General features: G+C 67.6%; 28 protein-coding genes. 8 read left to right on the top strand and 20 right to left on the bottom strand.

Annotated elements, in window-relative coordinates:
* The first annotated feature begins 118 nt into the window (after positions 1-118).
* Both EV652_RS39645 and EV652_RS39650 read left to right on the top strand, forming a co-directional pair.
* Complete coding sequence (locus EV652_RS39645) at positions 119-316, top strand: hypothetical protein (protein WP_132215340.1); 198 nt, start codon at positions 119-121, stop codon at positions 314-316.
* 234 nt (positions 317-550) lie between these two features.
* Positions 551-1,363: an SAM-dependent methyltransferase gene (locus EV652_RS39650; RefSeq protein ID WP_132215342.1), complete on the top strand. Its 813-nt coding sequence runs from the start codon at positions 551-553 to the stop codon at positions 1,361-1,363.
* Positions 1,364-1,366: 3 nt separating this feature from the next.
* Here EV652_RS39650 and EV652_RS39655 read toward each other — a convergent pair whose 3' ends face one another.
* Entirely contained in the window at positions 1,367-3,967 is a 2,601-nt protein-coding gene (locus tag EV652_RS39655; RefSeq protein WP_132215344.1) for a GNAT family N-acetyltransferase, read from the bottom strand.
* Between the two features lie 79 nt (positions 3,968-4,046).
* Here EV652_RS39655 and EV652_RS39660 point away from each other — a divergent pair, with 79 nt between their 5' ends.
* Together EV652_RS39660 and EV652_RS39665 are read left to right on the top strand one after the other, a co-directional pair.
* Positions 4,047-4,772 (top strand): siderophore-interacting protein, encoded by a 726-nt coding sequence (locus EV652_RS39660; RefSeq protein ID WP_242002287.1) that lies wholly within the window; start codon positions 4,047-4,049, stop codon positions 4,770-4,772.
* A 25-nt stretch (positions 4,773-4,797) separates the two neighbouring features.
* A complete protein-coding gene (locus tag EV652_RS39665) occupies positions 4,798-5,247 on the top strand; it encodes a GNAT family N-acetyltransferase (RefSeq protein ID WP_242002288.1) in 450 nt (149 codons plus the stop codon).
* On the opposite strand, the gene arfA is transcribed toward EV652_RS39665, so the two are convergent.
* The 8 genes from arfA to EV652_RS39705 form a co-directional block, all read right to left on the bottom strand.
* Positions 5,234-6,727 (bottom strand): arabinosylfuranosidase ArfA, encoded by a 1,494-nt coding sequence (arfA, locus tag EV652_RS39670; protein WP_132215348.1) that lies wholly within the window; start codon positions 6,725-6,727, stop codon positions 5,234-5,236. The two genes, EV652_RS39665 and arfA, sit on opposite strands and share 14 nt — an antisense overlap.
* A gap of 32 nt (positions 6,728-6,759) precedes the next feature.
* Positions 6,760-6,954 (bottom strand): hypothetical protein, encoded by a 195-nt coding sequence (locus tag EV652_RS39675; RefSeq protein WP_132215350.1) that lies wholly within the window; start codon positions 6,952-6,954, stop codon positions 6,760-6,762.
* On the bottom strand, positions 6,951-7,844 hold the full coding sequence (locus tag EV652_RS39680) for a carbohydrate ABC transporter permease (RefSeq protein WP_132215352.1): 894 nt from the start codon (positions 7,842-7,844) through the stop codon (positions 6,951-6,953). The genes EV652_RS39675 and EV652_RS39680 overlap by 4 nt, the downstream gene beginning before the upstream one ends.
* Complete coding sequence (locus tag EV652_RS39685) at positions 7,841-8,785, bottom strand: carbohydrate ABC transporter permease (protein ID WP_132215354.1); 945 nt, start codon at positions 8,783-8,785, stop codon at positions 7,841-7,843. The genes EV652_RS39680 and EV652_RS39685 overlap by 4 nt, the downstream gene beginning before the upstream one ends.
* A 14-nt stretch (positions 8,786-8,799) precedes the next feature.
* Complete coding sequence (locus EV652_RS39690) at positions 8,800-10,095, bottom strand: extracellular solute-binding protein (protein WP_132215356.1); 1,296 nt, start codon at positions 10,093-10,095, stop codon at positions 8,800-8,802.
* 179 nt (positions 10,096-10,274) lie between these two features.
* Entirely contained in the window at positions 10,275-11,279 is a 1,005-nt protein-coding gene (locus EV652_RS39695; protein WP_242002289.1) for a LacI family DNA-binding transcriptional regulator, read from the bottom strand.
* 191 nt (positions 11,280-11,470) lie between these two features.
* Positions 11,471-11,674: a hypothetical protein gene (locus EV652_RS39700; RefSeq protein WP_132215358.1), complete on the bottom strand. Its 204-nt coding sequence runs from the start codon at positions 11,672-11,674 to the stop codon at positions 11,471-11,473.
* A 61-nt stretch (positions 11,675-11,735) separates the two neighbouring features.
* Positions 11,736-12,062, bottom strand: a complete 327-nt coding sequence (locus EV652_RS39705; protein ID WP_199238659.1) for a VOC family protein — start codon at positions 12,060-12,062, stop codon at positions 11,736-11,738.
* A 137-nt stretch (positions 12,063-12,199) separates the two neighbouring features.
* On the opposite strand from EV652_RS39705, the gene EV652_RS39710 reads away from it, so the two are divergent.
* Positions 12,200-12,631, top strand: coding sequence for a MarR family winged helix-turn-helix transcriptional regulator (locus EV652_RS39710; RefSeq protein WP_132215360.1), 432 nt, complete (start codon positions 12,200-12,202; stop codon positions 12,629-12,631).
* Positions 12,632-12,780: 149 nt separating this feature from the next.
* Here EV652_RS39710 and EV652_RS39715 read toward each other — a convergent pair whose 3' ends face one another.
* Positions 12,781-13,824, bottom strand: a complete 1,044-nt coding sequence (locus EV652_RS39715; RefSeq protein ID WP_132215362.1) for an aldo/keto reductase — start codon at positions 13,822-13,824, stop codon at positions 12,781-12,783.
* A gap of 87 nt (positions 13,825-13,911) precedes the next feature.
* Here EV652_RS39715 and EV652_RS39720 point away from each other — a divergent pair, with 87 nt between their 5' ends.
* Together EV652_RS39720 and EV652_RS39725 are read left to right on the top strand one after the other, a co-directional pair.
* Positions 13,912-14,946, top strand: coding sequence for an aminotransferase class V-fold PLP-dependent enzyme (locus EV652_RS39720; RefSeq protein WP_242002290.1), 1,035 nt, complete (start codon positions 13,912-13,914; stop codon positions 14,944-14,946).
* Between the two features lie 42 nt (positions 14,947-14,988).
* Complete coding sequence (locus EV652_RS39725) at positions 14,989-15,423, top strand: MerR family transcriptional regulator (protein ID WP_132215366.1); 435 nt, start codon at positions 14,989-14,991, stop codon at positions 15,421-15,423.
* Here the strand turns inward: EV652_RS39725 and fdhD are convergent, their stop codons facing one another.
* From fdhD to EV652_RS39760, 7 genes are all read right to left on the bottom strand, one after another.
* Entirely contained in the window at positions 15,424-16,269 is an 846-nt protein-coding gene (gene fdhD, locus EV652_RS39730) for a formate dehydrogenase accessory sulfurtransferase FdhD (RefSeq protein WP_132215368.1), read from the bottom strand.
* A complete protein-coding gene (locus EV652_RS39735) occupies positions 16,257-17,459 on the bottom strand; it encodes a molybdopterin molybdotransferase MoeA (protein ID WP_199238660.1) in 1,203 nt (400 codons plus the stop codon). The genes fdhD and EV652_RS39735 overlap by 13 nt, the downstream gene beginning before the upstream one ends.
* Complete coding sequence (locus tag EV652_RS44335) at positions 17,456-17,683, bottom strand: formate dehydrogenase subunit delta (protein ID WP_158441484.1); 228 nt, start codon at positions 17,681-17,683, stop codon at positions 17,456-17,458. The genes EV652_RS39735 and EV652_RS44335 overlap by 4 nt, the downstream gene beginning before the upstream one ends.
* Positions 17,680-20,502 carry a formate dehydrogenase subunit alpha gene (gene fdhF, locus EV652_RS39745; protein WP_132215372.1) on the bottom strand — a complete coding sequence of 941 codons (2,823 nt, stop codon included), beginning with the start codon at positions 20,500-20,502 and terminating at the stop codon, positions 17,680-17,682. The genes EV652_RS44335 and fdhF overlap by 4 nt, the downstream gene beginning before the upstream one ends.
* A gap of 76 nt (positions 20,503-20,578) precedes the next feature.
* A complete protein-coding gene (locus tag EV652_RS39750; protein WP_132215374.1) occupies positions 20,579-22,093 on the bottom strand; it encodes a formate dehydrogenase beta subunit in 1,515 nt (504 codons plus the stop codon).
* The gene (locus tag EV652_RS39755) at positions 22,090-22,584 is read right to left on the bottom strand and encodes an NAD(P)H-dependent oxidoreductase subunit E (protein WP_242002291.1); all 495 of its coding nucleotides are present in this window, start codon (positions 22,582-22,584) and stop codon (positions 22,090-22,092) included. Before EV652_RS39755 ends, EV652_RS39750 begins: the two co-directional genes overlap by 4 nt.
* 155 nt (positions 22,585-22,739) lie before the next feature.
* Positions 22,740-23,018, bottom strand: a complete 279-nt coding sequence (locus tag EV652_RS39760; protein ID WP_132215376.1) for a TetR-like C-terminal domain-containing protein — start codon at positions 23,016-23,018, stop codon at positions 22,740-22,742.
* On the opposite strand from EV652_RS39760, the gene EV652_RS39765 reads away from it, so the two are divergent.
* Positions 23,004-23,429, top strand: a complete 426-nt coding sequence (locus EV652_RS39765; protein ID WP_242002292.1) for an SDR family NAD(P)-dependent oxidoreductase — start codon at positions 23,004-23,006, stop codon at positions 23,427-23,429. The two genes, EV652_RS39760 and EV652_RS39765, sit on opposite strands and share 15 nt — an antisense overlap.
* Here the strand turns inward: EV652_RS39765 and EV652_RS39770 are convergent.
* The 3 genes from EV652_RS39770 to alr are packed head-to-tail and all read right to left on the bottom strand — an operon-like array spanning position 23,386 to position 26,185.
* Positions 23,386-24,054 (bottom strand): M15 family metallopeptidase, encoded by a 669-nt coding sequence (locus tag EV652_RS39770; RefSeq protein ID WP_132215378.1) that lies wholly within the window; start codon positions 24,052-24,054, stop codon positions 23,386-23,388. The two genes, EV652_RS39765 and EV652_RS39770, sit on opposite strands and share 44 nt — an antisense overlap.
* Positions 24,051-25,016 (bottom strand): D-alanine--D-alanine ligase family protein, encoded by a 966-nt coding sequence (locus EV652_RS39775; RefSeq protein ID WP_132215380.1) that lies wholly within the window; start codon positions 25,014-25,016, stop codon positions 24,051-24,053. The genes EV652_RS39770 and EV652_RS39775 overlap by 4 nt, the downstream gene beginning before the upstream one ends.
* Entirely contained in the window at positions 25,013-26,185 is a 1,173-nt protein-coding gene (gene alr, locus EV652_RS39780) for an alanine racemase (protein WP_199238661.1), read from the bottom strand. Before alr ends, EV652_RS39775 begins: the two co-directional genes overlap by 4 nt.
* Between the last annotated feature and the right edge of the window lie 91 nt (positions 26,186-26,276).

Here is a 26,276-nt window from a genome sequence, read left to right on the forward strand (position 1 = left end):
TCCGGCTGTTCGAATCCGTTTGTCGATGGGGATTTCCGGAATTGCTTGTGTCATAGGCCACTCGTGCCGGACTGTGGAAACCGCCAGCAGGGGTCGCGGGGTTGACGGGAGGACATATATGACAGTCGGAGGCGTCGACACTTACTACGACTACGAAGAGAAGCAGTGGAAGAGCCGGAGGCTGGGTGGCGGTCCGATCCGCCGTGGCCCGGTGTGTCCGGCGCCACGGACGACCGACCACGCACAGCCGCGTGAACGGCATCCGGCCGGGCGTGAGCACCTCGGCAGAGACGAGAAGAAGACCGCTATCGGCTGACGAACCGGTGGCAGGGCCCGCCAGACCAGGTCACCGCACACTCGCCGACAGTCACCACAGCGGCCGTCGTGCCGGAACCCGACGGCCGCTGCGGCATGCCTGCTGACTGACCCGTCCCCCCGACCGCGGCTGGCTGCTGGAGTGGGCCGGCTGACAGGCCGGGGTTGGCGACCGTGTAGTCCCCGGATCGCCTAGAGTGATTGGGGTCACTACCGGATCGGAGGAGTTGCCGCGATGGCCGACGGAGACGAGAAGGCGCCGTACCCCGGGTTCGACATGAGCAAGCCGAGTATCGCCCGGACATACGACTACCTGCTCGGTGGCAAGGACAACTTCGCCGTCGACCGTGCGTTCGGCGACAAGTTCATCCACGACCTGCCCGGCTCCCAGCAGATCGCGCACGACAATCGCGGCGCGCTGATCCGGGCGATCCGCGAACTGGTGTCGAACAGCAGGATCCGGCAGTTCATCGATCTGGGCAGCGGGCTGCCGACGGCGGACAACGTGCACCAGGTCGCCCAGCGGTACGACCCGGACGCGAAGGTCGTGTACGTCGACAACGACCCGATCGTGCTCGCGCACGGCCGCGCGCTGCTGTCCGAGAACAGCAATACCACCGTCATCCAGTCCGATCTGCGCACGCCGAAGGCGATCTACGACCACCCGGACACTCGTCGGCTGATCGACTTCGAAAAGCCGGTCGCGGTCATCTTCAGCGCGACCCTGCACCACGTGAACGACGACGAGGACCCGGCCGCGCTGGTCAAGTTCTGGGCCGACCGTGTCGCGTCCGGCAGTCACGTCTTCATCAGTCATTTCCGCAGTGAGAACGACCCGCGCAGCCAGGAGTTGGAGCAGGTGCTGCAGGGGTCGCTCGGCCGCGGCCGCTGGCGCACCGATGAGCAGATCCTCGCACTCTTCGGCGACGACTTCACCGTCCTCGAGCCCGGCCTGGTTCCGGCGGTCGAGTGGCGCAATCCGGAGCCCGTCGACGACCTCACCGACTGGCAGCGCCTGATCGCCGCCGTCCTCGCGGTCAAGAAGTAGCCGTCAACTCGCCCTGAAGCCCAGGAAGCGGTCCTTGGTGAGGAAGGCGAGTTGGGCGGTTTTGGTGGTGCCGTCGGGGTGGGTGATCTTGGCTTCGGGGCCGAGGACGAAGCCGGTGCGGTGGAAGCGGTCGATGGCTTTGTCGTTGCGGGTGTCGGGGTCGACGACGACGCGGGAGTGGCCGAGGTGGACAAACATGAACTGGCCGATGATCGTGAGCAGGTTGCCGGTGAAGTTGGGGCGTGGGTCGCCGGGGGCGATCAGGAAGTGCAGGCCGATGTCACCGGCCTGGACGTCGTACGCCGCTCCGACCGGATCCGCCTGCGGATCGTAGGTCTGCAACAGCGCCAGCGGTACGTCGTCCAGATACACCAGGTACACGTGATGCGTCGGCACCGAGTCGAGGAACGTGTAGATCCCCGCGATCTCGTCCCGGGACAGATGCCCCATCCCCCAGAAGCCGGCCCGCTCGGCCGTCACCCAGCCGTGGATCAGGTCGAGGTCGCGGTCGGGATCGGCCTCGACGATCCGCACCGCGCCGAACCCGGCCAGCTCCGCCGAGAAGCTCCAGTCCTCGCGCTCTAGCTCGCCTTGGACCGTGGCCAGCTTGCCACGGAGCCACAGCGGAAGCTGGTCGTGGTGATGCGCATCCCCGAGTACGCCGGACGCGCCCAGCGGAACGACCCACCCACTGGCCGAGCGGTCCGCAAGGTCGAACGCATAACGAGCTGCTGAGCCGCGGATGCAGATGTCAGTGAGACCGGGCACGCTCGACGTCGACATCACGCAGTGGTGATCGCCGGACAGCCCGAGATCGATCGGCTCCTCGCCCGGTGCGAACACCGGACCCCGCAACATGTGCAGCGGCGACAGCTGATGCGTCTCACCCCACGGCGGCCGAGGCTTGCGCGCGGCAACTTCCTCGAGTGCTTCACGCGCCAGCCAACTCACGTTGACCTCGGGAAGCAGGTCGGTGCTGAGCAGGTTCTCCAGCGCATACGACACATGCGCGAGCGGGTCGATCCAGGGCTGGAAGACCTCCGGGCAGCCGGCATCACCTTCCAGTACGGCGAAATGGTCGGCCAACCGTGAGGCGAGCGCCTTGCGGACTGCCGCGAACGAGGATGCGGTGGTGCTGGTGGCGTCCATCCGCCGGTCCCACCCGAGCAGTTCGGTGCGCAGGGCAACAGCGTCCGTCGAGAGATCCATCAAGCCGGCCAGGACATCCAGCAGACTCCCGGCCGAGCCCAGATAGGTATCGCTGTGGATCGACGGCATCTCGTCGACCGACCAGCCTGCACGTGCGTTCAGCAGCTCAGAGATTCGCCGGGATCGATGAGGTGCGGCGAACTCGACGCCCAGTGGCGCGGCCAGCTCACGCGCGTTCGCCATCACCGCGGGGCCGTCGACAGTTGCCCGCGGCATCGGCTCGTACCAGCCCTGCCACTGGTGGTCGGATTCCCAGGCCGGTACGACGCGCAACCGATTGGACTCGTGACGCGTCGGGACCAGACCGGCAGTCCGGTGCAACAGGCCACCGGACGTGTCAGCCGCCAGCACCACGTTGACCGGCTCCACCCAGGTCTCCAGCGCAGCGTCGATATCGCCGACTGTGGTTGCCCGCAGCAACTTCGGCAGCACCTCGAAGCCAAGCCGTCCCGTCACCCGTGGTGGGTACCGCAGACTGACGGTCTGCTCAGCGTTGTCGATGATCACCGGTCCGCGCTCGGTCTCGATCACCTCGATCTCGATCGGTTCCGCGCCAGCCACCTCGACGATCTCGTGCTGTACCGCGGCCGGCTTCCAGCCATCCGGGCCGAGCGCTTCCACCGACGACCCGGTCCGCCGGAGTTGTTCGGCGTACAGGTCCTGGTAGTCCGACATCGCGTTGGTGATCGCCCAGGCGACCTTGCCGGTGTGGCCGAAGTGGGCGATGCCCGGGATTCCAGGTACGGCGAGGCCGAGGACGTCGTACTCGGGGCAGGACAACCGGATCTGCTGGTAGATGCCCGGGCTCTCGATGAACCGGTGTGGGTCACCCGCGATGATCGCCTGGCCCGAGGTGGTCAGCGAGCCGGGAATCATCCAGCCATTGCTGCCCGCGGTCCGCGGACCCTCCGAGGAGAAGAGCTCGATGGCCTCGTCGCCCAGGTGTCGCGCGACATGCGTTCGCCACAACTTCGAAGGGAAGCCGGCGAACATGATGTGGACCGCGAGCCAGATCCCGAGCGGAGCCCAGGGCTCCCATTCCTCGGTTGTCAGCCCGGTCTGGGCGAACTCGGGCGCACGTGCCGCCCCGACCGGCATTGCATGGTTGACGCCCTCGACGTACGCCGTGATCCACTCGCGCAGCTCGTCGTCGAGTGCCTCGAAGCAGCGTTGCGCGGTGTCGGCGAGCCGTGCCTGCCGGGCGAAGACGTCCCACGGCGCGGCCTCCGCACCGAGGAAGGCGGCGCTCGTCCCGAGGAACCGGCGGCGCTCCAACTCGAGCTGCCAGGCGCGGTCCTGCGCCGCGTTGAGGCCTTGCAGATAGACCAGCGCCAACGGGTCTCCGGCGTGCAGATGGGGTACGCCGTACGCGTCCCGGAAGACCCGAGCATTCACTGCAGTCCTCGTTTCAGTTAGGTTAGGCTGAGCTAACTTACAAGGCAACAAAAGTGGCCGCAACGGCCATTGTCGTTCAGTGGAGGACACAGTGGGGCATGGCTGGGAACACGTGGTGCTCAAGCTGTTCCGCGGGAAGGACTTCACCTTCACCGTGACGGGTGCCGAACAGGTCACCGAGCGGTACCGCCGGGTGCACTTCACCGACGGCGGGCTGCTCGAGGCGATCGGCGTACACCCGACGATGTGGGTGCGGCTGTGGTTCGACAACGCGGGCAAGTCGCATCAGCGTGCGTACACGCTGGTCGACCCGGACGCTGAGGCGGGCACCTTCAGTCTGGAGTTCGCCCTGCACGACGGGTGTGCGAGCGACTGGTCCCGCAAGGCCGAGCCGGGAGACACGATCGAGGCGACCGTGCAGGGGAGCGGGTTCGAGGTGCCGGACCCGCTGCCGGAGCGGATGCTGGTGATCGGCGATCCGGCGTCGCTGCCGGCCATCGACTCGCTGCTCGCGGTCGCGCCGAAGCTGCCCGCGACGATCTGGTTCGAGACCACGGATGACGTCGATCACGAGCTGCCGTTCCGGATCAATCCGGACCATCACGAGCTGCGGACCGTGCCACGGCAAGAAATGGTCGAGGGCGTCAAGGCGGATCTGCCGAAGTTCATCAGTGACCCGGCCGACGCCTTCGTGTGGATCGCCTGCGACACCGTCACCACCCGGACGCTCACGTCGTACCTCCTGAAGGACCTCTCGGTCCCGAAGCACCGGGTCAAGGCGCTGGGTTATTGGCGCGCGGCCTGAGCGGTCCGGCAGTAGCCTGGCGCGCGTGATCAGACCCCTCGACCTCAGCGACCGGGCCCTCGCCGAACGGCTGCTGGAGATCCAGCATCGCGCGTACGCCGTCGAGGCCGAGCTGATCGGCTTCGACGGCATCCCGCCACTCCAGGAGGACCTCGAGGGCCTGATGTCGTCCACGGAACACTGGCTGGGCCGGTACGACGGCGATCTCCTGGTCGGCGCGGTCGCCTACGAGTTCCCGGACGACGACACGGTCGACATCACCCGCCTGATCGTCGACCCGGCCCACGCCCGCCGCGGCCACGGCCGCGCCCTGCTCGACCACCTCGACCAACTGGAGCCGCGTCACACCAGCGTCGTCTCGACGGGCACGGCGAACACCCCGGCGGTCACTCTCTACGCGTCCCGTGGCTATCACGAGACTGCTCGCGTCGAGATCGCGCCGGGGGTCACCGTGACGCAGTTCAGCCGAGGCTGAGGGCCGCCCAGCTGACGGCGGGGAGGGTGATGGTGAGCTTGCCGTCCTCCAGCTGGGCCTCGGCGGGTTGTGGGGTGACGCGGTCGGGTTGGTCGGCGGAGTTGGTGGCGAGGCCGTCCTCGTCGTGGATCAGCTGAGACTCCAGGACCGATGTCACGCCTGCCCGGCTGACGTCGACGGTGACCTCGATCGGGCCCTCGGTGGACCGGTTGACCAGGAACACCGACAGCTTGCCCTCGTCGTACGTCGCCACCGCGTCGACCGCCGTGATGTCGCCGTACTTGGCCGTGCTGACGGTCGGCGAGTTGGTCTCCACGTGCAGCACCTGGCCGGCCGCGAGCCGGGAGGTGATCGCGAACGGGTGGAACGTGGGCTGCCGCCAGGCCGGGCCGCCGCGCTCGGTCATGATCGGGGCGATCACGTTCGCCAGCTGCGCGATGCAGGCGACGCCGACCCGATCGCTGTGCCGCAGCAGCGAGATCAGCAGGTTGCCGACGACAACGGCATCGGTGACGTTGTACTCGTCCTCGATCCGCCGCGGCGCCACCGCCCATCCGTCCGGGTCCTCATCGGTCCGGCGCGAGCGGGCGCCGTACCAGACGTTCCATTCGTCGAAGGAGATGTCGATCTTCTTCGTGCTCTTCAGCTCCGCGCCGACGGCGTCCGCGGTCGCGACCACCGCGTCGATGAAGCGGTCCATGTTGACCGCCGACCCCAGGAACGACGCGGTGTCACCGTCGTCGTTGCCGTAGTACGCGTGGCAGGAGATGTACTCGACGAAATCGTAGGTCTCCCGCAGGACCGTCTGCTCCCAGGTGCCGAAGGTCGGCATCGCCGACGAGGACGATCCGCACGCGACCAGCTGCAGGCCGGGCTCGATCATCCGCATCGCCCGCGCGGTCTCGGCCGCCACCCGGCCGTACTCTTCAGCCGTCTTGTGCCCGATCTGCCAGGGGCCGTCCATCTCGTTGCCCAGGCACCACAGTTTGATCCCGTACGGCGATGCGCCGTGCTGCTCGCGCAGGTCGGACAGGGCCGTGCCGCCCGGGTGGTTGGCGTACTCCTGCAGGTCAAGCGCCTCTTGCACCCCGCGGGTGCCGAGGTTGATCGCCATCATCGGCTCGACCCCGGCCTTGGCGCACCAGCGGATGAACTCGTCCAGGCCGAACTCGTTCGTCTCGACGCTGTGCCAGGCCAGGTCGAGCCGGCGCGGCCGGCCCTCGCGCGGGCCGACGCCGTCCTCCCAGCGGTAGCCGGAGACGAAGTTGCCGCCGGGGTAGCGGACCACGGACACCCCGAGCTCGCGGGTCAGTTCGAGGACGTCCTTGCGGAAGCCGTCCTCGTCTGCGGTGGCGTGGCCGGGCTCGTAGATGCCGGTGTAGACGCACCGGCCCATGTGCTCGACGAAGGTGCCGAAGGTACGGCGGTTCACGGGCGCGATCGTGAACGCGGGGTCGATGGTGAAGTTGGCAGAGGGCACCAGGTGGCTCCTGTCGTGGGTACGGATGTGCTTCAGGTGACGCGGGGCCAGCCGTCCGGCCCCCAATGGATCCGCCGCAGACCGAGCCGGAAATCGCCACCGGCCTGGACGTCGTAGTAGTGATGGGCCAGCCAGCCGTCGTACACGGACTGGCCGCCCGGTCCGGCCATCGAGCCGGATCCGGACAGGATCACCGTGCCGCCTCCTTGCAGGGCGAAACGCCTCATCCCTTGATTCCCGCGTCGCCGACACCACGGACGACGTGCCGCTGGAACAAGGCGTACACGATCAGCAGCGGGAGCCCGCCGAGCACTGCCGACGCCATGATCTGGGCGTACCGCAGACCGTACGAGCCCTGCACGTTCGCGAGCCCGACCGGGATCGTCATCATCGACGGGTCGGTGGTGACGATGAACGGCCAGAGGAAGTTGTTCCAGGCGCCGATGAAGGTGAAGATGCCGACGGCAACGAGGATCGGCCGGGACATCGGCACCATCACACTCCAGACGATCCGCCACCGGGTCGCGCCGTCCACCCGGGCGGCGTCCTCGTAGTCGCGGGAGATGCCGTCGAAGAACTTCTTCAGCACGAACACCATCACCGGCGCGACCACCTGCGGCAGCACGATGCCCCAGTAGGTGTCGACCAGGCCGAGCCCGGTCATCTCCTGGAACAACGGCACGATCAGCACCTGCGGCGGCACCAGGATGCCCGCGATCATCAGCGCGAACAGCGCCCGCCGGCCCGGGAACTCGGTCCGGGAGAAGCCGTACGCCGCCAGCACCGAGACCAGCAGGGTCAGCGCTGTCACCAGGACCGCCACGATCGTGCTGTTGAAGAACCAGCGGATCAGGTCGCCCTGCTCGATCACGCCCTGGTAGGCGGCCGTGGTCGGTGCCTCGGGCAACCAGGTGATCGGGATCAGGGTGGTCTCCGGCTCGGGCTTCAGCGAGGTGTCCAGGGCCCAGAGCAGCGGCACCAGCCAGATCACAGCCAGGATGACCGCACCGACGATGCTCGCCACCTTCGGGAAGCTCCAGCGAGGCTCGACCGGTCCGGACCTGGTCGCGGCCGGCCGGGTCGTGGTGTTGGTGGGGGTGGCGGTGGCGGTGGTCATTCTGCGCCCTCCTTCCGGCCGGAGAAGAGTTTGAACTGCAGCACCGAGACGATCACGATGATCGCGAAGAACATGTACGAGATCGCCGACGCGTAACCGATCCGGTAGTTGGTGAAGCCGTTCTGGTAGATGTACTGGATGATCGGCCGGGTCGCGAAGTTCGGGCCGCCGTTCGTCATCAGGTAGATCTGGTCGAAGATCTTCAGCGACGCCACCAGTTGCAGGACGATGATCAGACCGGTGGTCCGGCTGAGCAGCGGCAGCGTGATCCGGAACAGCTTCTGCCGGCCGTTCGCGCCGTCGATCGCGGCCGCCTCGTAGACCTGGGCCGGAATCCCCTGCAGGGCGGCCAGATACAGCAGGAAGTTGAACCCGACCGTCCACCAGACGGTCGTGATCACCACGGCCAGCATGGCCCGGTTCTCGGTGTTCAGCCAGTCGATCTCGGCGAAACCGCCGGCCGTCAGCAGACCGTTCACCAGGCCGAACCCGGGCTGGTAGATCCAGACCCAGATCAGCGTCACGACGGTCGCGGGCAGGACGAACGGAGCGAAGTACGAGAATCGCAGCAGCCAGCCGAGCAAGCCGCTGCGGTTCGCCAGCAGGGCCATCACGAGCGCGATGATCACCAACGGCGGCGTACTCATCGCGGTGAAGACGAAGGTGTTCTTCAACGACGACCAGACGGCCGGGTCGCCGAACATCTCCCGCCAGTTCTGCAGTCCGAGGAACTCCTGCTGGACCCCGGCGAGACTGGTGTTGAAGAAGCTGTTCCAGAGGCCGGAAAGCGTCGGCCAGAGCAGGAAGGCGGCGAACAGCAGCAGGAACGGTGCGACGAAGAACAGTCCCGCCCAGCGTTCCTTCCACGGCTGCCCGGTCTCAGGTTTCGCCGCCTTGGAGGGCGAACCAGGTGTGACTCGGGGTGGTGTCTGCACGGCCATGGGGTGACCTCCTGTCAGACCGGGGACGGGGTGTCGAGCAGCGTCTGGGTGGCCGCCTTGAACTGCGCGAGCGCGGCCTTCGGTGTCGCCTGACCGGAGAAGACACCGCTGAAGGCGGCACCGGCCTCGTTCTGCAACTGCGCGCCCGAGCCGCTGAACCACGCGTCCGGGTCGAACAGCACGTCCGGCGCGACACTGCGGTACTCCGCCTGTGGCTTGAGCTTCAGGTAGTCCTCGCTGTTCGCCACCGGCTGGTACGACGGAATGTGGCCGCCGGCGGCCCAGTCCGCACTGTGCTTGAGCATCCAGGCGATGTACTCGATCGTTGCCTTCGTGTCGGCGTTGCTCCGGTTCGCCTGATGCGGCATCACGAACGTGTGCGCATCACCGGCGTACGCCGGTACGTCGTACACGACCGGGAACGGCGCCATGCTGAACGGCATCTTCGCGGTCTGGTACGTCGTCACCTCCCACTCGCCGTTGAAACTCAGGCCCACGTCGCCGCTGGTGAACTGGGCGACCAGGGCCGGGTAGTTGGCCGACCGGGGGACGAGGCCGTCGGCGGCGAGTTTCGCCATCAGCTCCAGCGCTTCGAGCGCCTTCGCGTCGTCGATGATCAGCTCGGTGCCGTCCTCGTTGAAGAACTTCCCCTCGAGCTGCCCGTAGAGCGTCCACCACATTCGCCACGGGTTGGTCGTCTCGATCGAGGCGCCGTACTTGCCGGTGGTCTCCTTGGCCGCCCGGATCATCTCCACGAAGGCGTCCACACCCTTGACCGGCTTGATCTTGCCGTCGGGGCCGAGCAGCCCGGCCTTCTTGCAGATCTCGGTGTTGTAGTAGAGGACGAACGGGTGCTGGTCCAGCGGTACGGCGTACAGCTTGCCTTCCACGACACAGCGGCTCCAGGTCGCGGGCAGGAAGTCCTCCTCGCGGATACCGGCCTCGTTCAGCAGGTCGACCGGGATCGGATCGAGCATGGTGCTCGGGCTGAAACCCTTCAGCCGGGACAAGTGAAGGGTTGCCACCTCGGGCGCCCGGCCGCCGGCCGCGGACATCGCCAGCTTGGTGTAGAACGGCGGGCCCCAGGCCAGCGTGTGCGCCTCGAAGTGCACGTCCGGGTGCTCGGCGACGTACTGGTCGTGGATCTGCAGCAGGCGGGCACCGTCACCGCCGCCGAACAGGTTCCATTCGCGGACCCGGGGCGTGGATCCGAGGCTGCCGCAGCCGCTCAGGGCGAGGGCTCCGGCAGCGCCGAGCAGACCTCCGAGAACGGCTCGGCGGGAGGGGTGCGGGGGAGATTCGTCAAGCATCTGCGTGTCCTCCAGGCGGGGGTGGAGCACGGTTTCGGGCGTGCATGACCGCCGCGCCGGCTCGGGGTGCGGATCACCGGCGCATGCTTTTACATCGGTGTACTACATCGGTGTAGAGATGATGCCCGGGTGGTCTTTGGACCGTCAACCCCTCGGGTCCGGTGCCTTTGTGTGACCGGTCAGCCGGCGGTGGATTCGCGCACGTGCAGCTCGTACGACGCCACGATCTCCTGGTGCTCGGAGTCGTCGCCGGCCATCCGCTGCACCAGCAGTTCGACCGCCTTCCGGGCGATCTGGGTGCGGTTCGGATCGACCGTCGTCAGGGTCGGGCTGCTGTAGCTCGCCTCGTCGATGTTGTCGAAGCCTGCGACTGCGACGTCGTCCGGGATCCGGATCCCGTGTGCGGTCAGCGCGCGGACCGCGCCGAGGGCAAGCGTGTCGTTGAGGGCGAAGACGGCGTCGAACTTCTGCCCGGTGGCGAGCAGCTCCTCCATCGCGTCCGCACCGCTCGACCGGTGCCACTTCCCGCCCGACACGGCCAGCTGCTCCGGCACGGGTACGCCGTACTCGGTGAGGGTCTCGGCGTACGCGCCGTACCGGATGGCGGCGGTTCCCACCTTCTCGCCGGGGCGGATGCCGATGACCGCGATCCTGCGGCGGCCCTGGTCGAGCAGGTGCCGGATGACGGCCTTGGTGCCCTCGACGTTGTCGATCATCACGTGGTCGACCGGTCCGTGGAAGATCCGCTCGCCGAGCAGCACCATCGGGGTCGGCGTGCGGAGCTGCTCGACGTCCTCGGGGCCGAGCCCGAGCGGACTGTAGAGCAGGCCGTCGACGAGATGGCCGCGCGGCCGGGCGAGCGCGGTCAGTTCGCGCTCACGGTCGGCGTTCGTGGTCTCGATCATCACCGTCAGGCCGTGCTCACCGGCGGCCGCGATCGCCGCGTCGGCGAGCTCGGCGAAGTACGGATTGCTCAGCTCGGGGACGGCCAGGCCGATGATGCCAGTCCGGCCGGACTTGAGGTTCCGGGCCGAGATGTTCATCTGGTAGCCGAGGGCATCGATCGAGGCGAGCACCTTGATCCGGGTCTCCTCACGGATGTACGGGTACCCGTTCATCACGTTGGACACCGTCTTCGGCGACACCCCGGCATGCCGGGCCACGTCCCGCATCGTCACTGCCACGGCATCACCCCCAACCCACCGGTCCTTGGTTTCCCCCACACCGTAATGCACCCGGCGGCCCCGGCTGCTCTGCCGACTGGTTGTGGACCCGGATCGGGCTCCTTCAGTCCGGCACCGTCCGCCTGATCGACCGCCTGGACCCTTGCCTCGACGGCCGACAATGCGGTGGCTGTGGTGCCGTTTCGGCGCGGTTAAGCGCCGTACGGCGGGCGGTTCAGTGGCGTGAGCGTGATGCCGACTTGGACGGCTTTGCTCAGGATCGCCGGTTCTGGGCGGCCGAGGCGCATTCCGATCACCGCGGGCGGCAGGTTGTCGGCGGCCAGTTCTTTCAACTTGCTCAGTTCCTTTGCTGTCCAGGGTTCCGCGGCATTGCGGATGGACTGCGGCAATCCCATCGTCCTCACTTCTTTCGTTCCGATCTCCGTCCCCGGTGCCCGATCTGCAACGTTTGAAAAGTCAGTACGACTGGAGCTCGAGCAGGGTGCCGTCGGGGGCGCGGAGGTGGGCGGTGCGGAGGTTCGGCCCCCATTGCGGACGGTCCTGGGGTGGTGACACAACGGTCGCGCCGAGTTTCTCCAGCAGCTCGACCGCCGAGTCGACCTCGTCAACCTTGAAGACGAGCATGGCCGCGTCCTGGGTGGAAGCGTCTGGTGGCAGATCGCCGGTGCCGATCGTGTTCGCCATCATCGTGCGGCCGAACAGCACCAGGCCGGTCTGGCCGTCCAGATCCCAGTTCGCGTACTGCGCCTCGGGGATCACCTTCACCGGCTGGACGTCGTACAACTAGGACAGTGCGGTCCGGTAGAAGTCAACGGCAGCAGGGAAATCGCGGACCAGCAGCCGTGGGTAGAGCGCGTCCATCGTCAGCTCCTCAGTTAGTTGGTGATAACCAACGATTGGTATCAACCTACAATAGGCCGATGGAGACTCTCGCGGGGACGACCACCTTCGTGCTGCACAAAGTGGCGGTGGCGAGCCGGCGGGCGATCGCGGACCGGCTCGCCGAGCGGCCGGGCCTCACGCTGTGGCAGTACGCCGCGCTCGCGGAGCTCGGCGATCACGGACCGGCGGCACAGAACAGCCTGGCCGCGGCGCTGGGGATGGATCCGAGTGACATGGTCCGGCTGATGGACGAGTTGATCACCAAGCGGCTGGTCGGCCGGGAGCGCGACCCGGCGGATCGGCGCCGGTACCGGATCACGCTGACCGTGAAGGGCCGGACCGCGCTGACCACCGCCGCGAAGGTGATCCGGGAGGTGGAGCGGACCACGCTGCAGCCGCTGTCGGCAGCCGAACGGGCGACGCTGCACGCCCTGGTGACGAAGATTCGCACACGCTCCGTGAAGGACTGACCGCCATGTGTGGGACAGCTGGCCGTCGCCTCCAACACTCGTTGACGACGGCGCGGACCGCCAGGCCATCACAATCCAGCTCGGCGGGCTCCCGCCCGCGGGCCGGGGGGGTGTGAGCGTCACATGTGATGGCCTGGCGGTCCGGTGGATCAGCGTTCGGCTGCCGGGCGGCGGCGGAGGGTCGGGATGGTGAGTGACGGCGGCCGCCAGGCACCATCCGGCTGGTAGAGGTCTGTGCCTGGCGGGACGATCTCGTCGATGCGATCGAGGGTCGCGTCGTCCAGGGTCAGGTCGACGGCCTTCAGCAGGCCGTCCAACTGCTCCATCGTGCGCGGGCCGCTGATCACCGACGTCACCGCCGGGTGTGTGGTGGCGAACGCCAGCGCCAGTTCGGGCAGCGTGCAACCGATGCCCTCGGCAACCTCGATCAGCTGCTCGACCGCGTCGAACTTCGCCGCGTTCCCCGGGATCGACGGATCGAACCGGAACGGCGTGAGCGCGGCCCGCCCCGTGGTCAGATCGACCGGCTGGTCCTTGCGCACCTTGCCGGACAGGAACCCCGACGCGAGCGGACTCCACGTCAGCACACCCATGCCCAGCCGCTGGGTCGTCGGCAGCAACGACCGCTCGATCCCCCGGCTGATCAGCGAGTACGGCGGTTGCTCGGTCCGGAACTTCCCGTACCCGCGCCGCTCGGCGACGTAGTACGCGGTCACGATGTCCTCGGCCGGGAACGTCGAGCACCCGAACGCGCGGATCTTCCCCTGGCTGACCAGATCGGTCAGCACCCACAGCGTTTCCTCGATATCCGTGCTGTAGTCCGGCCGATGGATCTGGTACAGATCGATCCAGTCCGTGTCGAGCCGGCGCAGGCTGTTCTCCACCTCCTGGACGATCCACCGGCGCGAGTTGCCGCTGCGGTTGCGGGTCCCGTCGTCCAGCGGGAAATGCACCTTGGTCGCGAGGACGACATCGTCGCGGCGGCCCTTGAGCGCCTTGCCGACGATCTCCTCGGACTCGCCGCGGGAGTACATGTCCGCGGTGTCGACGAAGTTGATGCCCTGGTCCAGGGCGGCGTGGATGATGCGGACACTGTCCTCGTGGTCGGGGTTGCCGACCGCACCGAACATCATGGTCCCGAGGCAGTGTGCACTGACCTCGATCCCGGTCCCACCCAGCGTGCGATAACGCATGTACAAGCTCCTAGCTCCCGGATCTGCTGTCCCGAACGCTAGAAGCTAGAGCGCTGTCTAGGTCAAGCCATGCGTAGGGTGGAGCGCGTGGAGTTCTCAGGACTGTGGGATCCAGAGCCGGGCTGGCTGAACACCGCGTCGTACGGGTTGCCGCCGCGGCCCGCGTGGGAGGCGCTGCAGGCCGCGCTGTCCGACTGGCGGGTCGGCGCGACGAGCTGGGAGCCGTGGGACGAGTCGACCACCCGCAGCCGCGAGTCGTTCGCGCGGTTGGTCGGTGCCGATGCGGCCGATGTGTTCGTGGGCAGCACGGTCTCCGCGGCCCTGGCGCCGATCGCGACCGCGTTGCCGGACGGTGCGAAGGTGCTGACCGACGACGTCGAGTTCACCTCCAACGTCTTCCCGTGGAAGGTGCAGGAGGACCGGGGCGTCGAGGTGGTCGGCGTACCGGGGGAGGAACTGGTCGCGGCGATCCGGCCCGGGATCGACCTGGTCGCGGTCAGTGCGGTGCAGTCGTCGACCGGCGTGGTCCTCGACCTGCCCACGGTGATTGCTGCCAGCAAGGAAATCGGCGCGTTGGTGGTGATCGACGGGAGCCAGGCCGTCGGCTGGCTGCCGCTCACCGTGGACGGGATCGACGCTCTCGTCGTCCACACCTACAAGTGGCTGATGTCGCCTCGCGGCGCGACGCTGGGTTACCTCTCGCCGCGCTTGCAGGAGCTCTGCCGACCGTCGGCCGCCGGGTGGTACGCCGGCGCGGACGTGCACACGTCGTACTACGGCACCCGGATGGACCTTGCACCCGGCGCCCGGAAGTTCGACCAGTCGCCGAGCTGGTTCTGCTACGTCGGCGCCGCGCCCGCGCTGGAGTTGGTCGAGCAGATCGGTGTCGAGACGATCCAGCAGCACAACCTCGCACTGGCCAACGAGTTCCGCGACGGACTCGGCCTGCCGCCGTCCAACTCCGCCATCGTCAGCACCTCACTGGCCGGAGCGCAGGAGGCCTTCGCGTCCGCGGGCATCCGCGCGGCCGTCCGGGACGGGAAGTTGCGGGCGTCGTTCCACCTCTACACGACGCCGGCCGACGTCCATCAGGCCCTCGCAGCGCTCAAACCTTTGCAGTAAACCATCTAGAGGGTGGTCTAGGTCCGGGCTAAGGTGCCGCCTATGAGCACGGGACTGAGCATCGGACAGGTGGCGGAGCGGACCGGGCTGAGTGTGCACGCCCTGCGGTTCTACGAGCGCGAGGGCTTGCTCGCGGATCCGGTACGGCGTGAGTCGAACGGCCGACGCGTCTACAGCGAGGACGACGTCGACTGGCTCGGTATGTGCATCAAGTTCAGATCGTCCGGGATGCCGCTGGACACCATCCGCAAGTACACCGACCTGGTCCGCCAGGGCCCCGGCAACGAACAGGACCGGCTGGCGCTCCTCCGCAGCCACCAGGACCATGTCACCGCCCAGATTCAGGACCTCAACGAGTGCCTGAACGTCATCACCCACAAGGTCGACGTCTACCAGCAACGTCTCGCGGAAGGCACCGCCGACTGCCTCTGGGTCGCGCCCTCGACCACCGCCGAGAACACCTCCGCAGCCTCCTGACTACCCGGCTGAGCGGGCGGCGCTGACGTCGATGCGATCCGGATGGGCGTAGACGTTCATCGAGCCGTTGCGGATGAAGCCGGCCAGCGTCAGGCCGGATTCGTCGGCGAGGTCAACGGCCAGGGAGCTGGGGGCGGACACGGCGCCGAGGACGGGGATGCCGGCCATGACTGCCTTCTGGGCGAGCTCGAAGGAGGTGCGGCCGGAGACGATGAGGATGCGGGAGCGGGCCGGGATCTGGTTGTTGAGGACTGCCCAGCCGATGACCTTGTCGACGGCGTTGTGCCGCCCGACGTCCTCGCGGACGACGAGGAGCTCACCGGTGGCCGTGAACAGACCGGCGGCGTGCAGTCCGCCGGTGCGGTCGAAGACTTGCTGCCGGGCGCGCAGCGCGTCTGGGAGGCCGACCAGAACGTCGTACGGAATGCGGACCTGGTCGTCAGCCGGCGAGTAGCGCGTCTTCAGGCGTACGGCGTCCAGCGAGGCCTTACCGCAGACGCCGCAGGACGACGTCGTGTAGAAGTTGCGCTCGACGCCGGTCACCGGCGGTGGCACACCGGGTGAGAGTCCGACGTCGAGGACGTTGTAGGTGTTGCGACCCTCGTCGTCGCGCGAGTCGCAGTACCTGGCGTCGCGGATGTCGTCGACGCTGCCGATCACACCCTCGGTGTGCAGGAACCCGTGTGCCAGCTCGACATCGTGCCCCGGCGTACGCATGGTGACCGCGAGCGGCTTGCCGTCGACGCGAAGCTCGAGCGGTTCCTCGACGGCGATCGAGTCCGGCCTCGTTCGGTCGCCCGTCGGGCCAAGTCGCAGTACCGGACGACGTGCGATCAGACGCCCCATGGTCGCGCTCCCGGATCGAGTGGCAGCAGGCGAGCAGCGATCGCGGACGCCGGACCGGGATCGACCACGGCGAGTGCGTCCGCCGCGGCCACCCCGCGCAGCATCGCTGAACCGCCGTGTCCCACTGGTACGACGCCTTGTCCGGTGACCCGAACCGGTACGAGCCGGGTACTCCGCGGATGGCACGCCAGCCCACCTGGTACCGGCGCAACCATCAACGAGGGAAGGGGGAGACCGCGCATGCGCAGGATGGCCGCGACACCCAAGGTGAGGAACGCGGTCAACGCGGCGAACGGGTTGCCGGGCAGACCAACGACCAGCCGGCCATCGGCGAGACGCGCCAACGCCTGTGGATGACCGGGCCGGCACGCCACACCGTCGATGATCAGCTCGGCGCCGAGGGCGGACAACGCCGGGCGGAGATGATCCGCCGGCCCGGACGCCGACGAGCCGGACACGAAGATCAGCTCCGCGTCGGCCGACCGCAGCGTGTCGATCAACGCCGTACGGTCGTCGGCTAGATGCGTGACCGGAGTCGTGAGAGCACCGGCGCGGGTGATCAGGCCGGGCAGCATCGGACCGATCGCGTCACGCACGCGTCCTGGTCCGGACGGGCCTTGGTGGACCAACTCGTCACCGGTCACAACGGCTGCCACTCGTGGTTGCGGTATGACGGTGAGCCGGTTGAGACCGACAGACGCAGCCACGCCCAGCACTGGTGGATCCACCTCCACACCAGCAGGTAGCAGCATCTCGTTGGCAGCGCATTCCTCACCGGCTCGCCTGATGTGCCGCCCAACCTCGGCCGGGCCCTGCACCAGATCGCCAACGAGTACGGCGTCTTCGTCGCGCACGACCGAGGTAGTGCCGACAGGCACGGCTGCCCCGGTCGTGATGCTCCAGGCCGCACCCTCAGCCAATTCTGGCGGGGTGGGAGAGCTCGCTGCTACGTGACCACCAAGCCGCCAAGGCCCGGCACCACGCACGGCGTACCCGTCCATGGCTGACCGGTCCACGGGTGGCACAGCAACGGGCGAGACAAGCGGAGTCGCAAGCACACCCCCTGCAGCTTCGGCCAGTGGCCTAGAGACGGGCTTCAGTGGTGTCGCGGCCGCATGCGCCAACTCCCGAGCAACATCCCACGGCAGCACGGCTTCGGCATGCCGTGGGGCGTCGCTCGGTTGGGTCACTTGTAGGCCGCCTGCAACTGCTGGGCGGCCAGTGCTGCTACCGGGTCGAGGTCCTCGGCACCGGCTTCGACGTGAGCGATCAGGGCCTTCTTCATCCGAGGGTCCCAGACAATCTTCATGTGGTTGGCGATCGCGGTGGCGGCGTCCGCCGGTGCACGGTGGGCGAACTGGGCGGCAATCTCGTTGGCCAGTCGCACGTACGACGGCAGCGTCGTGCCGCTCACCTCCCACCGCCAGCGATGACCGGCTCGGGCTGGGAGAGGGTGGACGTCGTCTGGGTCAGCAGATCGACCTGTACGGCGGTCACCTTGTACTCCGGGCAGTTCGTCGCCCAGTCCGAGTTGTCCGTGGTGATCACGTTCGCCCCGGTCACCGGGTGGTGGAACGTGGTGTAGCACACGCCGACCGGCATCCGGTCGGACAGCTTGGCCCGCAGGGTGGTCCGGCCGACCCGGCTCGACAGGGCGACCGTGTCGCCGTCCTCGATACCCCGGACCTCGGCGTCGTGCGGATGCAGTTCGAGGATGTCCTCGGGGTGCCAGGCGACGTTCGCCGTCCGCCGGGTCTGGGCGCCGACGTTGTACTGCGACAGGATCCGCCCGGTGGTCAGGATCAACGGGAACTTCCGGGTCGACCGCTCGCTGGTCGGCACGTACACGGTCTCCATGAACCTGCCTTTGCCCCGGGTGAACTCGTCCTCGTGCATGATCGGCGTCCCGTCCGGGTGCTCGAGGTTGCACGGCCACTGGATCGAGCCCATCTTGTCCAGTTTGTCGAACGACACCCCCATGAACGTCGGGGTGGTGAGGGCGATCTCGTCCATGATCTGGCTGGCTGAATCGTAATGCATCGGATAGCCCATCTGCTGGGCGATCTCACAGACGATCTCCCACTCCTGCTTCCCGGTCGTCGGCGCCATGATCGGGCGAACCCGGTTGATCCGGCGCTCCGCGTTGGTGAAGGTGCCGTCCTTCTCCAGGAACGACGTACCGGGGAGCAGCACGTGCGCGAACTTCGCCGTCTCGTTGACGAACAGGTCCTGTACGACGAGCAGGTCCAGCGCGCCGAGTGCCGCGAACACGTGCTGGGTGTTCGGGTCGGACTGGGCGATGTCCTCGCCCTGGACGAACAACGCCCGGAAGGAGCCGTCGATCGCGGCGTCGAACATGTTCGGGATCCGCAGGCCGGGCTCGTTCAGCAACGGCGTACCCCAGAGCTGCTCGTACACCTCGCGGACGCCGTCGTCGGAGACGTGCCGGTACCCGGGCAGCTCGTGCGGGAACGAGCCCATGTCGCAGGAGCCCTGGACGTTGTTCTGACCGCGCAGCGGGTTGACGCCGACACCACGCCGGCCGATGTTGCCGGTCGCCATCGCGAGGTTCGCCATCCCCATCACCATGGTCGAGCCCTGGCTGTGCTCGGTGACGCCGAGACCGTAGTAGATCGCCGCGTTGCCGCCGGTCGCGTAGAGCCGGGCCGCGGCCCGCAACTCCTCGGCCGGTACGCCGGTGACCTCGGCCGCCGCCTCCGGGCTGTGCTCCGGCTGGGAGATGAACTCCTCCCACTGCTCGAAGTCCTCACACCGCTCAGCGACGAAGGAACGGTCCACCAGACCCTCGGTGACGACGACATGCGCGAACGCGTTGATCACCGCGACATTCGTGCCCGGGGCTAGCTGCAGATGGTGCTCGGCCTCGATGTGCGGCGAGCGGACCAGGTCGATCCGGCGCGGGTCGGCGACGATCAGCTTGGCGCCCTGGCGGAGCCGCTTCTTCATCCGGGACGCGAACACCGGGTGCCCGTCGGTCGGGTTGGCACCGATCACCAGGATCACGTCGGCCTCCTCGACCGACTTAAAGTCCTGGGTTCCGGCCGACTCGCCGAAGGTCTGCTTCAACCCGTACCCGGTCGGCGAGTGGCAGACCCGGGCGCAGGTGTCGACGTTGTTGTTGCCGAAGACGGCGCGGACCATCTTCTGGACCGCGTACACCTCTTCGTTGGTGGTCCGCGACGAGGTGATCGCGCCGATGGAGCCCTGGCCGTGCTCGGCCTGGATCTCGCGCAGCCGGCGAGCGGTGAAGCCGATCGCCTCGTCCCAGGAGACCTTGCGCCACTCGTCCGCGATCGTGTCCCGCACCATCGGCTCGAGCACCCGGTCCGGGTGGCTGGCGTACCCGAAGGCGAACCGGCCCTTCACACACGAGTGGCCCTCGTTGGCGCCGCCGTTCTTGTACGGCACCATCCGGACCAGTTCGTCACCACGCAACTCGGCCTTGAACGAGCAGCCGACACCGCAGTACGCGCAGGTCGTGATGACCGACCGTGTCGGCATGCCGAGCTCGATGACGGACTTCTCCTGCAGGGTCGCGGTCGGGCACGCCTGCACACACGCGCCACACGACACACAGTCCGACTCCATGAACGAGACACCCGCACCTGCGGCGACCTTGGAGTCGAAGCCACGCCCTTCGATCGTCAGCGCGAGGGTTCCCTGTACTTCGTCACAGGCCCGAACGCACCGTGAACACGCGATGCACTTCGAGGCCTCGAAGTCGAAGTACGGGTTGGAGGTGTCCGTCGGCGCGTCCATATGGTTCGCGCCGGCCTCGACACCGGAGCCGTACCGGACCTCGCGGAGACCCGTGACGCCGGCCATGTCCTGCAGTTCGCAGTCGCCGTTGGCCGAGCAGGTCAGGCAGTCGAGCGGGTGGTCGGAGATGTACAGCTCCATCACGCCGCGACGGAGCTTGCCGAGTCGCTCGTTCTGGGTCCGGACCACCATGCCGTCCGCGACCGGCGTCGTACAGGAGGCCGGCGTACCGCGGACGCCGTCGATCTCGACGATGCACAACCGGCAGGAACCGAAGGCCTCGAGACTGTCGGTCGCGCAGAGCTTGGGGATGTCCAGCCCGGCCTCCTTGGCCGCGCGCATCACCGACGTACCAGGTGGGACGGCGATGTTCACGCCGTCGACGGTCAGCTCGACCGTGGCCTCGCCCGGGCGGGCCGGGGTCCCGAAGTCGGGTTCCTTGAGCATGCTCATCCGCGTCCTCGCTTCGCTCCGGGCGCGGATGAGGCACGAAGGGGGCTGTATTTGATGATGAACTCGCTTCGCTCGTTCATTCCTCGAAGTCCTTTCCGAAGTGGCGGACGGCACTGCGCACCGGCATGGGCGTCAGCCCACCCATCGCGCAGAGCGAGCCGTCGGTCATCAACTCGCACAGGTCGTCGAGCAGCACGAGGTTCTTCTGCCGGTCGTCACCGGCCACGATCCGGTCGATCGTCTCCACACCGCGGACCGCGCCGACCCGGCACGGCGTGCACTTGCCGCACGACTCGGCTGCGCAGAACTCGAACGCGAACCGAGCCATCGCAGCCATGTCCACGGTCTCGTCGAACACCACGATCCCGCCGTGACCGACCATCGCACCGGCGGCCGCGAACGCCTCGTAGTCCATCGGCAGGTCGAACTGCTCGACCGGGAGATAGGCACCGAGCGGTCCGCCGACCTGGACCGCGCGGACCGGCCGGCCGGACGACGTACCGCCGCCGAAGTCGTTCACCAGTTCGCCGAGCGTGATCCCGAAGGCCGTCTCCACGATCCCGCCGCGGGCGACGTTCCCGCCGAGCTGGAAGACGCTGGTCCCCAGCGAGCGGCCGGTTCCGTACGACGCGTAGGCCTCCGCGCCGTTGGCGAGAATCGTCGGAACCGTTGCCAGCGACAACACGTTGTTCACGACCGTCGGTCGGCCGAAAAGCCCTTCCAACGCAGGGATCGGAGGCTTGGCCCGAACCTCTCCGCGCTTACCCTCGAGACTCTCCAGCATCGACGTCTCTTCACCGCAGATGTACGCGCCGGCGCCGACCCTCACGTGCAGGTCGAACGTCAGGCCTGAGCCGAGGATGTTCTCACCCAGCCAGCCTTGCTCGCGAGCAATCTCGATAGCCGACTTCAGCGTCGCGACCGCGTCCGGGTACTCCGATCGCAGATAGACATAGCCTTCGGTCGCGCCGACCGCGTACGCCGCGATCGTCATGCCCTCGATCAGTGTGAACGGATCGCCCTCGATCAGCATCCGGTCCGCGAACGTCCCCGAGTCGCCTTCGTCCGCGTTGCAGCAGACGAACTTGAGATCGGCCGTCGCGCCGAGCACGGTGCGCCACTTGATCCCGGTCGGGAACCCGGCGCCGCCGCGACCCCGTAGGCCGGAGTCGACCACGGTCTCGACCACCTCGGCCGGCGTCATCGAGAGTGCTTGCCTCAGGCCCGCATTTCCGCCGGACGACGTGTAGTCCTCGGCGGAGAGTGGATCGATCACCCCGACCCGCGCGAACGTGAGTCGCTGCTGCCGCTTCATCCACGGCAACTCCTCGACCAGGCCGAGGTACGCCCCGATGTCTGCTCCCTGGAGCATCCCGGCTGCAACGAGTCCGTCGACGTCCTCGGGTGCGACCGGTCCGTATCCGACGCGACCCTCGGGTGTCTCGACCTCGACCATCGGCTCCAGCCAGAGCATGCCGCGCGAGCCTGTCCGGATGACCTCCACGCCACCGATTGCGGTGATCCGTTCGGCGACCTCGTCGGCGCCGACCGATCGCGCGGCGGCGTCCCTCGGAACGTAGACCCTGGTCATCGTGCCTCCCCGAGGATCGCGTCGAGCCGGGCCGGAGTGACCCGTCCGTGCAGCTTGTCGCCGACCTGGACCGCCGGGCCGAGCGCACAGTTGCCGAAGCAGAACACCTCGTCCAGCGTCAGCCGGCCGTCCGCGGTCGTCTCACCGAAACCGCAGCCGGTACGGCGCTTGGCGTGCTCGGCCAACGCGACCGCGCCGACCGACCGGCACGCCTCCGCCTGGCAGATCGCCACGGTGGTGCGGCCGATCGTCGTACGGCGGAAGTCCTTGTAGAACGTGACGACGCCGTGGACCTCGGCCACGGCGATGTTCAGTACGTCGGCGACGACCGGGATGTCGCCCTGGTCGACGTACTCCAGCTCCTCCTGGATCGCATGCAGAATCGGGATCAACGCACCCCGGAGTCCTTTTAGCTCGGTGGCTATCTCTCGCACTCGTTGGGCACGCCCGGGAACCGGGACGGAGGCAGCGGCCACGACCTCACTCGTCATGTATACAACATTCCGTGACGCTCACCGCGGGGTCAAAGCAATGCTGCCTATGACCTGATAGTCACCGTCTATCAAAACGTCGATGCGAGCTGCCGGGCTCCGACCCGGCTGACCTGAGTGACTACGGAGTTACTCCGATGTCGGCCGGCCTCTGATCAGGTGTGGCGGGGCTGGAGGCCTTGGAGGACGGTGTCGACGAGGTGGTCGACGTACTCGTCGGTGAGTGGGCCGGTGCGTTGGAGCCAGCGGTTGAGGACCGGGCCGAAGAGCAGGTCGACGGCGACGTCGAGGTCCAGGTCGTCGGACAGTTGGCCTGCGCTCTGGGCGGCGCGGAGGCGGTTCTTCTTCAGCTCCCGCATCGGCTCGTCCAGCCGCTTCACGTAGTCGGCGGCGAGGACGGGGTCGTGCACGATCTCGGTGTGCAGCGCGCGCATCGGCTGGTCGTAGCGGGGAGCGCCAGCAAGTTCGCCCTCGAGGGCATGAGCGAAGCACTAGCCGCCGAGGCCGCCGCCTTCGGCGTCAAGCTCACCATCGTCCAACCTGGCGGCTACTGGACCGACCTGTACTCCAGCAGCACCGCAACCACCCCGGACCCGATCTACAACCCCCTCCGCGAAGAGCTCGAGAAGCAATGGGCCGAGGGCTCCATCGACAGCGAACCCAAACTCGCCGCCGAGGCCCTCCTGAAACTGGTAGCCAGCGACAATCCACCACTGCGCTTGTTGCTGGGCAGCATGGTCTACGACCTGGCCTTCGACATCTCCCGCCAACGCATGACCACCTGGTCGGCCTGGGAAGACGTCAGCCGCGCCGCCGAGAAGGCGGTCCCAGCCCCGAGCAGTTGAGGTCTGCCGACCGGGTATCAGCGCGATCGTAGATCGCGTTTGGTCGGTCCTCCAGATAGGCCCAGTAGCGGTCGCCGAAGGACCAGTGCCACCACTCGGTCGGGTAGTTCACCAGCCCCGCGGCAGTCAGTACGTCGGCCAGCAGCGATCGATTCGTCCGTGCTTCCCGGCTGATGTTGGCCGCCTCGAAGAAGCACGCGCCATCGCTCTCCTCGGGTGTCGCGTCGATCGGCGTACCGAGGTCGAGCGGGCCGTGTGCGCCGATCAGCGTCAGATCGACCGCAGCCCCGGCGACATGCGGCGCGATCTCGACCGGAGAGACGAACCGGCTCGCGAGGACGTGGGCATCGTGATCGGAGATGCCTGGGTGCAGCCGCTCGAGCTCGAACCGGTAGTCGTCGTAGATCTCCTGCTGACTCTCGACCGGTCGCAGCCCTTCCACGACATGCAGCCGTACGCCGGCCGGCAGGAAGGCGTCGGCCATCGCGAGCCGGTCCGCGACGCTCTCCCGGACGAACTGCCGATCCGGTGTCGAGATGCCTCGCGTGAAGAGATCGATCAGCGGTTCGCCACTCTCGATCGCCGGGATCCGGGTGATCCGGTCGTCGCTCAGCAGAACGGTCATCCGCGCGCTGCCGCCGTACGGAGCAAGGTGTCGACCACTTCGGCATAGCTCATCCCAGCCGCCGCCCACATCCGCGGGAACTGCGATGCCGGCGTGAAGCCGGGGAAGGTGTTGATCTCGTTGACCACCGGCTCACCGTCCGCTGGGACGAAGAAGTCCACCCGCGCGAGCCCTTCGCAGCCGAGGACCTCGAAGACCTCGATCGCCGTCCGGCGGAGTCGCTCGGCCAGCGCCGGATCCAGCGGTGCCGGTACGACGAACCGGGTGGCACTGCTGTCGTACTTCGCGGTCGCGTTGAAGAACGGCTGGCCCGGATCACTGTGGATCTCCAGCGCCGGTGCGGTCTCGATCCGCCCGTCCGGGAACTCCAGCACGGCAAGATCGATCTCCCGGCCGACCATCTCCCGCTCGACCAGCACATGCGGATCGAGTACGGCCGCCGCTGCGATCGCCTGCAACAACGTCGGAAGGTTGGTCGCCCGGGCCACACCGAAGCTGGAACCACCGTTGCCAGGCTTCACGAAGAGGGGAAAGTCGAGACCGGCCGCCTTGAGCTTCTGCATTGCGGGCTCGATATCGGTGAGGTCGGGACCGGCTAGCGTGACACCCGGCGTGACCGCGATGCCATGTGCCTTCAGCACGGCCTTGGTGAGGTGCTTGTCCAGCCCGACCGCACTGGCTGCCACGCCGCTGCCGACGTACGGAATCCTCAACTGTTGCAGGAATCCCTGGAGCGTGCCGTCCTCGCCGCCTTCGCCGTGCAGGGCCGGGACGGTGACGTCACAGGCCTGCAGGATCTCGATCGCCTCGTGCTGACCGTCCACCCAATCGCCCTCGACATCGATCACCAACGGGATCGCGGTGTGGCCAAGAAGGCTGACAGCCTTGGCGATGCCTCGGCCGCTGGCCAAGGACACCTGGTGTTCAGGGCTCGCGCCGCCCATCACGACTGCCACCTTCATCGGGCAGCCTCCTCGTACCGGCGGGCCACTCGGGATCCGATGCCGCAGTAGATCTCGTGCGGGATGGTGCCGGCCCAATCGGCCCAGTCCTGGGCGGTCGGCTCTCCTCGCGACCCGTCGCCGAAGATCGTCACCGGCTCACCTGCTTCGACCGGCAGCTCGCCGGCATCCACAACGAACTGGTCCATCGCGATCCGCCCGATCACAGGCATCCGGACGCCCCTGCACAGCACGCTCGCTTGTCCGGTGGAGATTCGCGGAATGCCGTCGGCGTACCCGAGCGGAACCAGTGCCACCGTCGTGTCGCGATCCGCGATGAAGTCATGTCCGTACGAAACCCCTTCACCTATGCGGACCCGCCGTACCTGGATTAGCTTGCTCATCAGCCGCATCGTCGGCCGCAGCCCGATGTTCAGCTCGTCGATGCCGTACAACCCGGCCCCGATCCGGGCCAGATCGCAGTCGGGTGCATCCAGCGTGATGGCCCCGGCAGAGTTGGCCAGGTGTACGACGCTGGGCCGCAGACCGGCCCGTCGAGCCAGGACCACGCCGGTGCGGAGCAGTTGCAACTGCCTGCGGCTCTGGACGGCATCTTGCGAGTCACCGTGTGAGAGGTGCGACCAGATGCCGCGGACCGTGAGGGCGCCGAGTGCTTCGTAGTGTGCAGCGGCTCGGGTGAGTTCGATCCACTGGTCGGGTGCGCTGCCGGATCGATGCAGGCCGGTGTCGAGTTTGAGCTGGACGTGGTGGACCGACGGGTTCGAGACCACGCGCTGCAGTTCGGCGACCGTCGAGACGCTCACGTCGACGTCGACATCGCCGAGCAGCATGAGCTCGGCGGCGTCGTACAGCCAAGTCAGGATCGGCACGATCAACCCGGCGGCCCGCAGTTGCAGCGCTTCCTCGGCGCGGGCGACGCCGAGCCAGATCGCGCCGGCCTCGACGGCCGCACGGGCAACGGGTACGGCGCCGTGGCCGAAGGCGTCCGCCTTGACCACGGCCATGACGCCCTGTGGGACGAGGCGGCGGAAGGTGCGGACGTTGTCGCGAACCGCCGAGAGGTCGACGACCGCCTCGGACAGGCCGGCCATCTCACGGACTGCCGGCCCACGGACTGCAGTCCCACGGACTGCCGGGCGGTGGCGGGTCGGGCTCTGGACCAGGGTCATAGCCGTCATTGTTGTTTCCGGCAATCATCGACTTCATCGGTTCGAGGACGGATGTGTCCCTACGACCCTGGTATGACCACCTCCTCCAGAG

The sequence above is a fragment of the Kribbella steppae genome, from assembly GCF_004342025.1.
Classification (GTDB): domain Bacteria; phylum Actinomycetota; class Actinomycetes; order Propionibacteriales; family Kribbellaceae; genus Kribbella; species Kribbella steppae.

What these genes read in the sequence shown, in the direction of transcription:
- EV652_RS39645 (WP_132215340.1), top strand. Translation starts at nt 119, where the DNA reads ATGACAGTCGGAGGCGTCGACACTTACTACGACTACGAAGAGAAGCAG.
- EV652_RS39650 (WP_132215342.1), top strand. Translation starts at nt 551, where the DNA reads ATGGCCGACGGAGACGAGAAGGCGCCGTACCCCGGGTTCGACATGAGC.
- EV652_RS39675 (WP_132215350.1), bottom strand. Translation starts at nt 6,954, where the DNA reads ATGAGGCGTTTCGCCCTGCAAGGAGGCGGCACGGTGATCCTGTCCGGA.
- EV652_RS39680 (WP_132215352.1), bottom strand. Translation starts at nt 7,844, where the DNA reads ATGACCACCGCCACCGCCACCCCCACCAACACCACGACCCGGCCGGCC.
- EV652_RS39685 (WP_132215354.1), bottom strand. Translation starts at nt 8,785, where the DNA reads ATGGCCGTGCAGACACCACCCCGAGTCACACCTGGTTCGCCCTCCAAG.
- EV652_RS39690 (WP_132215356.1), bottom strand. Translation starts at nt 10,095, where the DNA reads ATGCTTGACGAATCTCCCCCGCACCCCTCCCGCCGAGCCGTTCTCGGA.
- EV652_RS39700 (WP_132215358.1), bottom strand. Translation starts at nt 11,674, where the DNA reads ATGGGATTGCCGCAGTCCATCCGCAATGCCGCGGAACCCTGGACAGCA.
- EV652_RS39710 (WP_132215360.1), top strand. Translation starts at nt 12,200, where the DNA reads ATGGAGACTCTCGCGGGGACGACCACCTTCGTGCTGCACAAAGTGGCG.
- EV652_RS39715 (WP_132215362.1), bottom strand. Translation starts at nt 13,824, where the DNA reads ATGCGTTATCGCACGCTGGGTGGGACCGGGATCGAGGTCAGTGCACAC.
- EV652_RS39725 (WP_132215366.1), top strand. Translation starts at nt 14,989, where the DNA reads ATGAGCACGGGACTGAGCATCGGACAGGTGGCGGAGCGGACCGGGCTG.
- fdhD (WP_132215368.1), bottom strand. Translation starts at nt 16,269, where the DNA reads ATGGGGCGTCTGATCGCACGTCGTCCGGTACTGCGACTTGGCCCGACG.
- fdhF (WP_132215372.1), bottom strand. Translation starts at nt 20,502, where the DNA reads ATGAGCATGCTCAAGGAACCCGACTTCGGGACCCCGGCCCGCCCGGGC.
- EV652_RS39750 (WP_132215374.1), bottom strand. Translation starts at nt 22,093, where the DNA reads ATGACCAGGGTCTACGTTCCGAGGGACGCCGCCGCGCGATCGGTCGGC.
- EV652_RS39755 (WP_242002291.1), bottom strand. Translation starts at nt 22,584, where the DNA reads ATGACGAGTGAGGTCGTGGCCGCTGCCTCCGTCCCGGTTCCCGGGCGT.
- EV652_RS39760 (WP_132215376.1), bottom strand. Translation starts at nt 23,018, where the DNA reads ATGCGCGCGCTGCACACCGAGATCGTGCACGACCCCGTCCTCGCCGCC.
- EV652_RS39770 (WP_132215378.1), bottom strand. Translation starts at nt 24,054, where the DNA reads ATGACCGTTCTGCTGAGCGACGACCGGATCACCCGGATCCCGGCGATC.
- EV652_RS39775 (WP_132215380.1), bottom strand. Translation starts at nt 25,016, where the DNA reads ATGAAGGTGGCAGTCGTGATGGGCGGCGCGAGCCCTGAACACCAGGTG.
- alr (WP_199238661.1), bottom strand. Translation starts at nt 26,185, where the DNA reads ATGACCCTGGTCCAGAGCCCGACCCGCCACCGCCCGGCAGTCCGTGGG.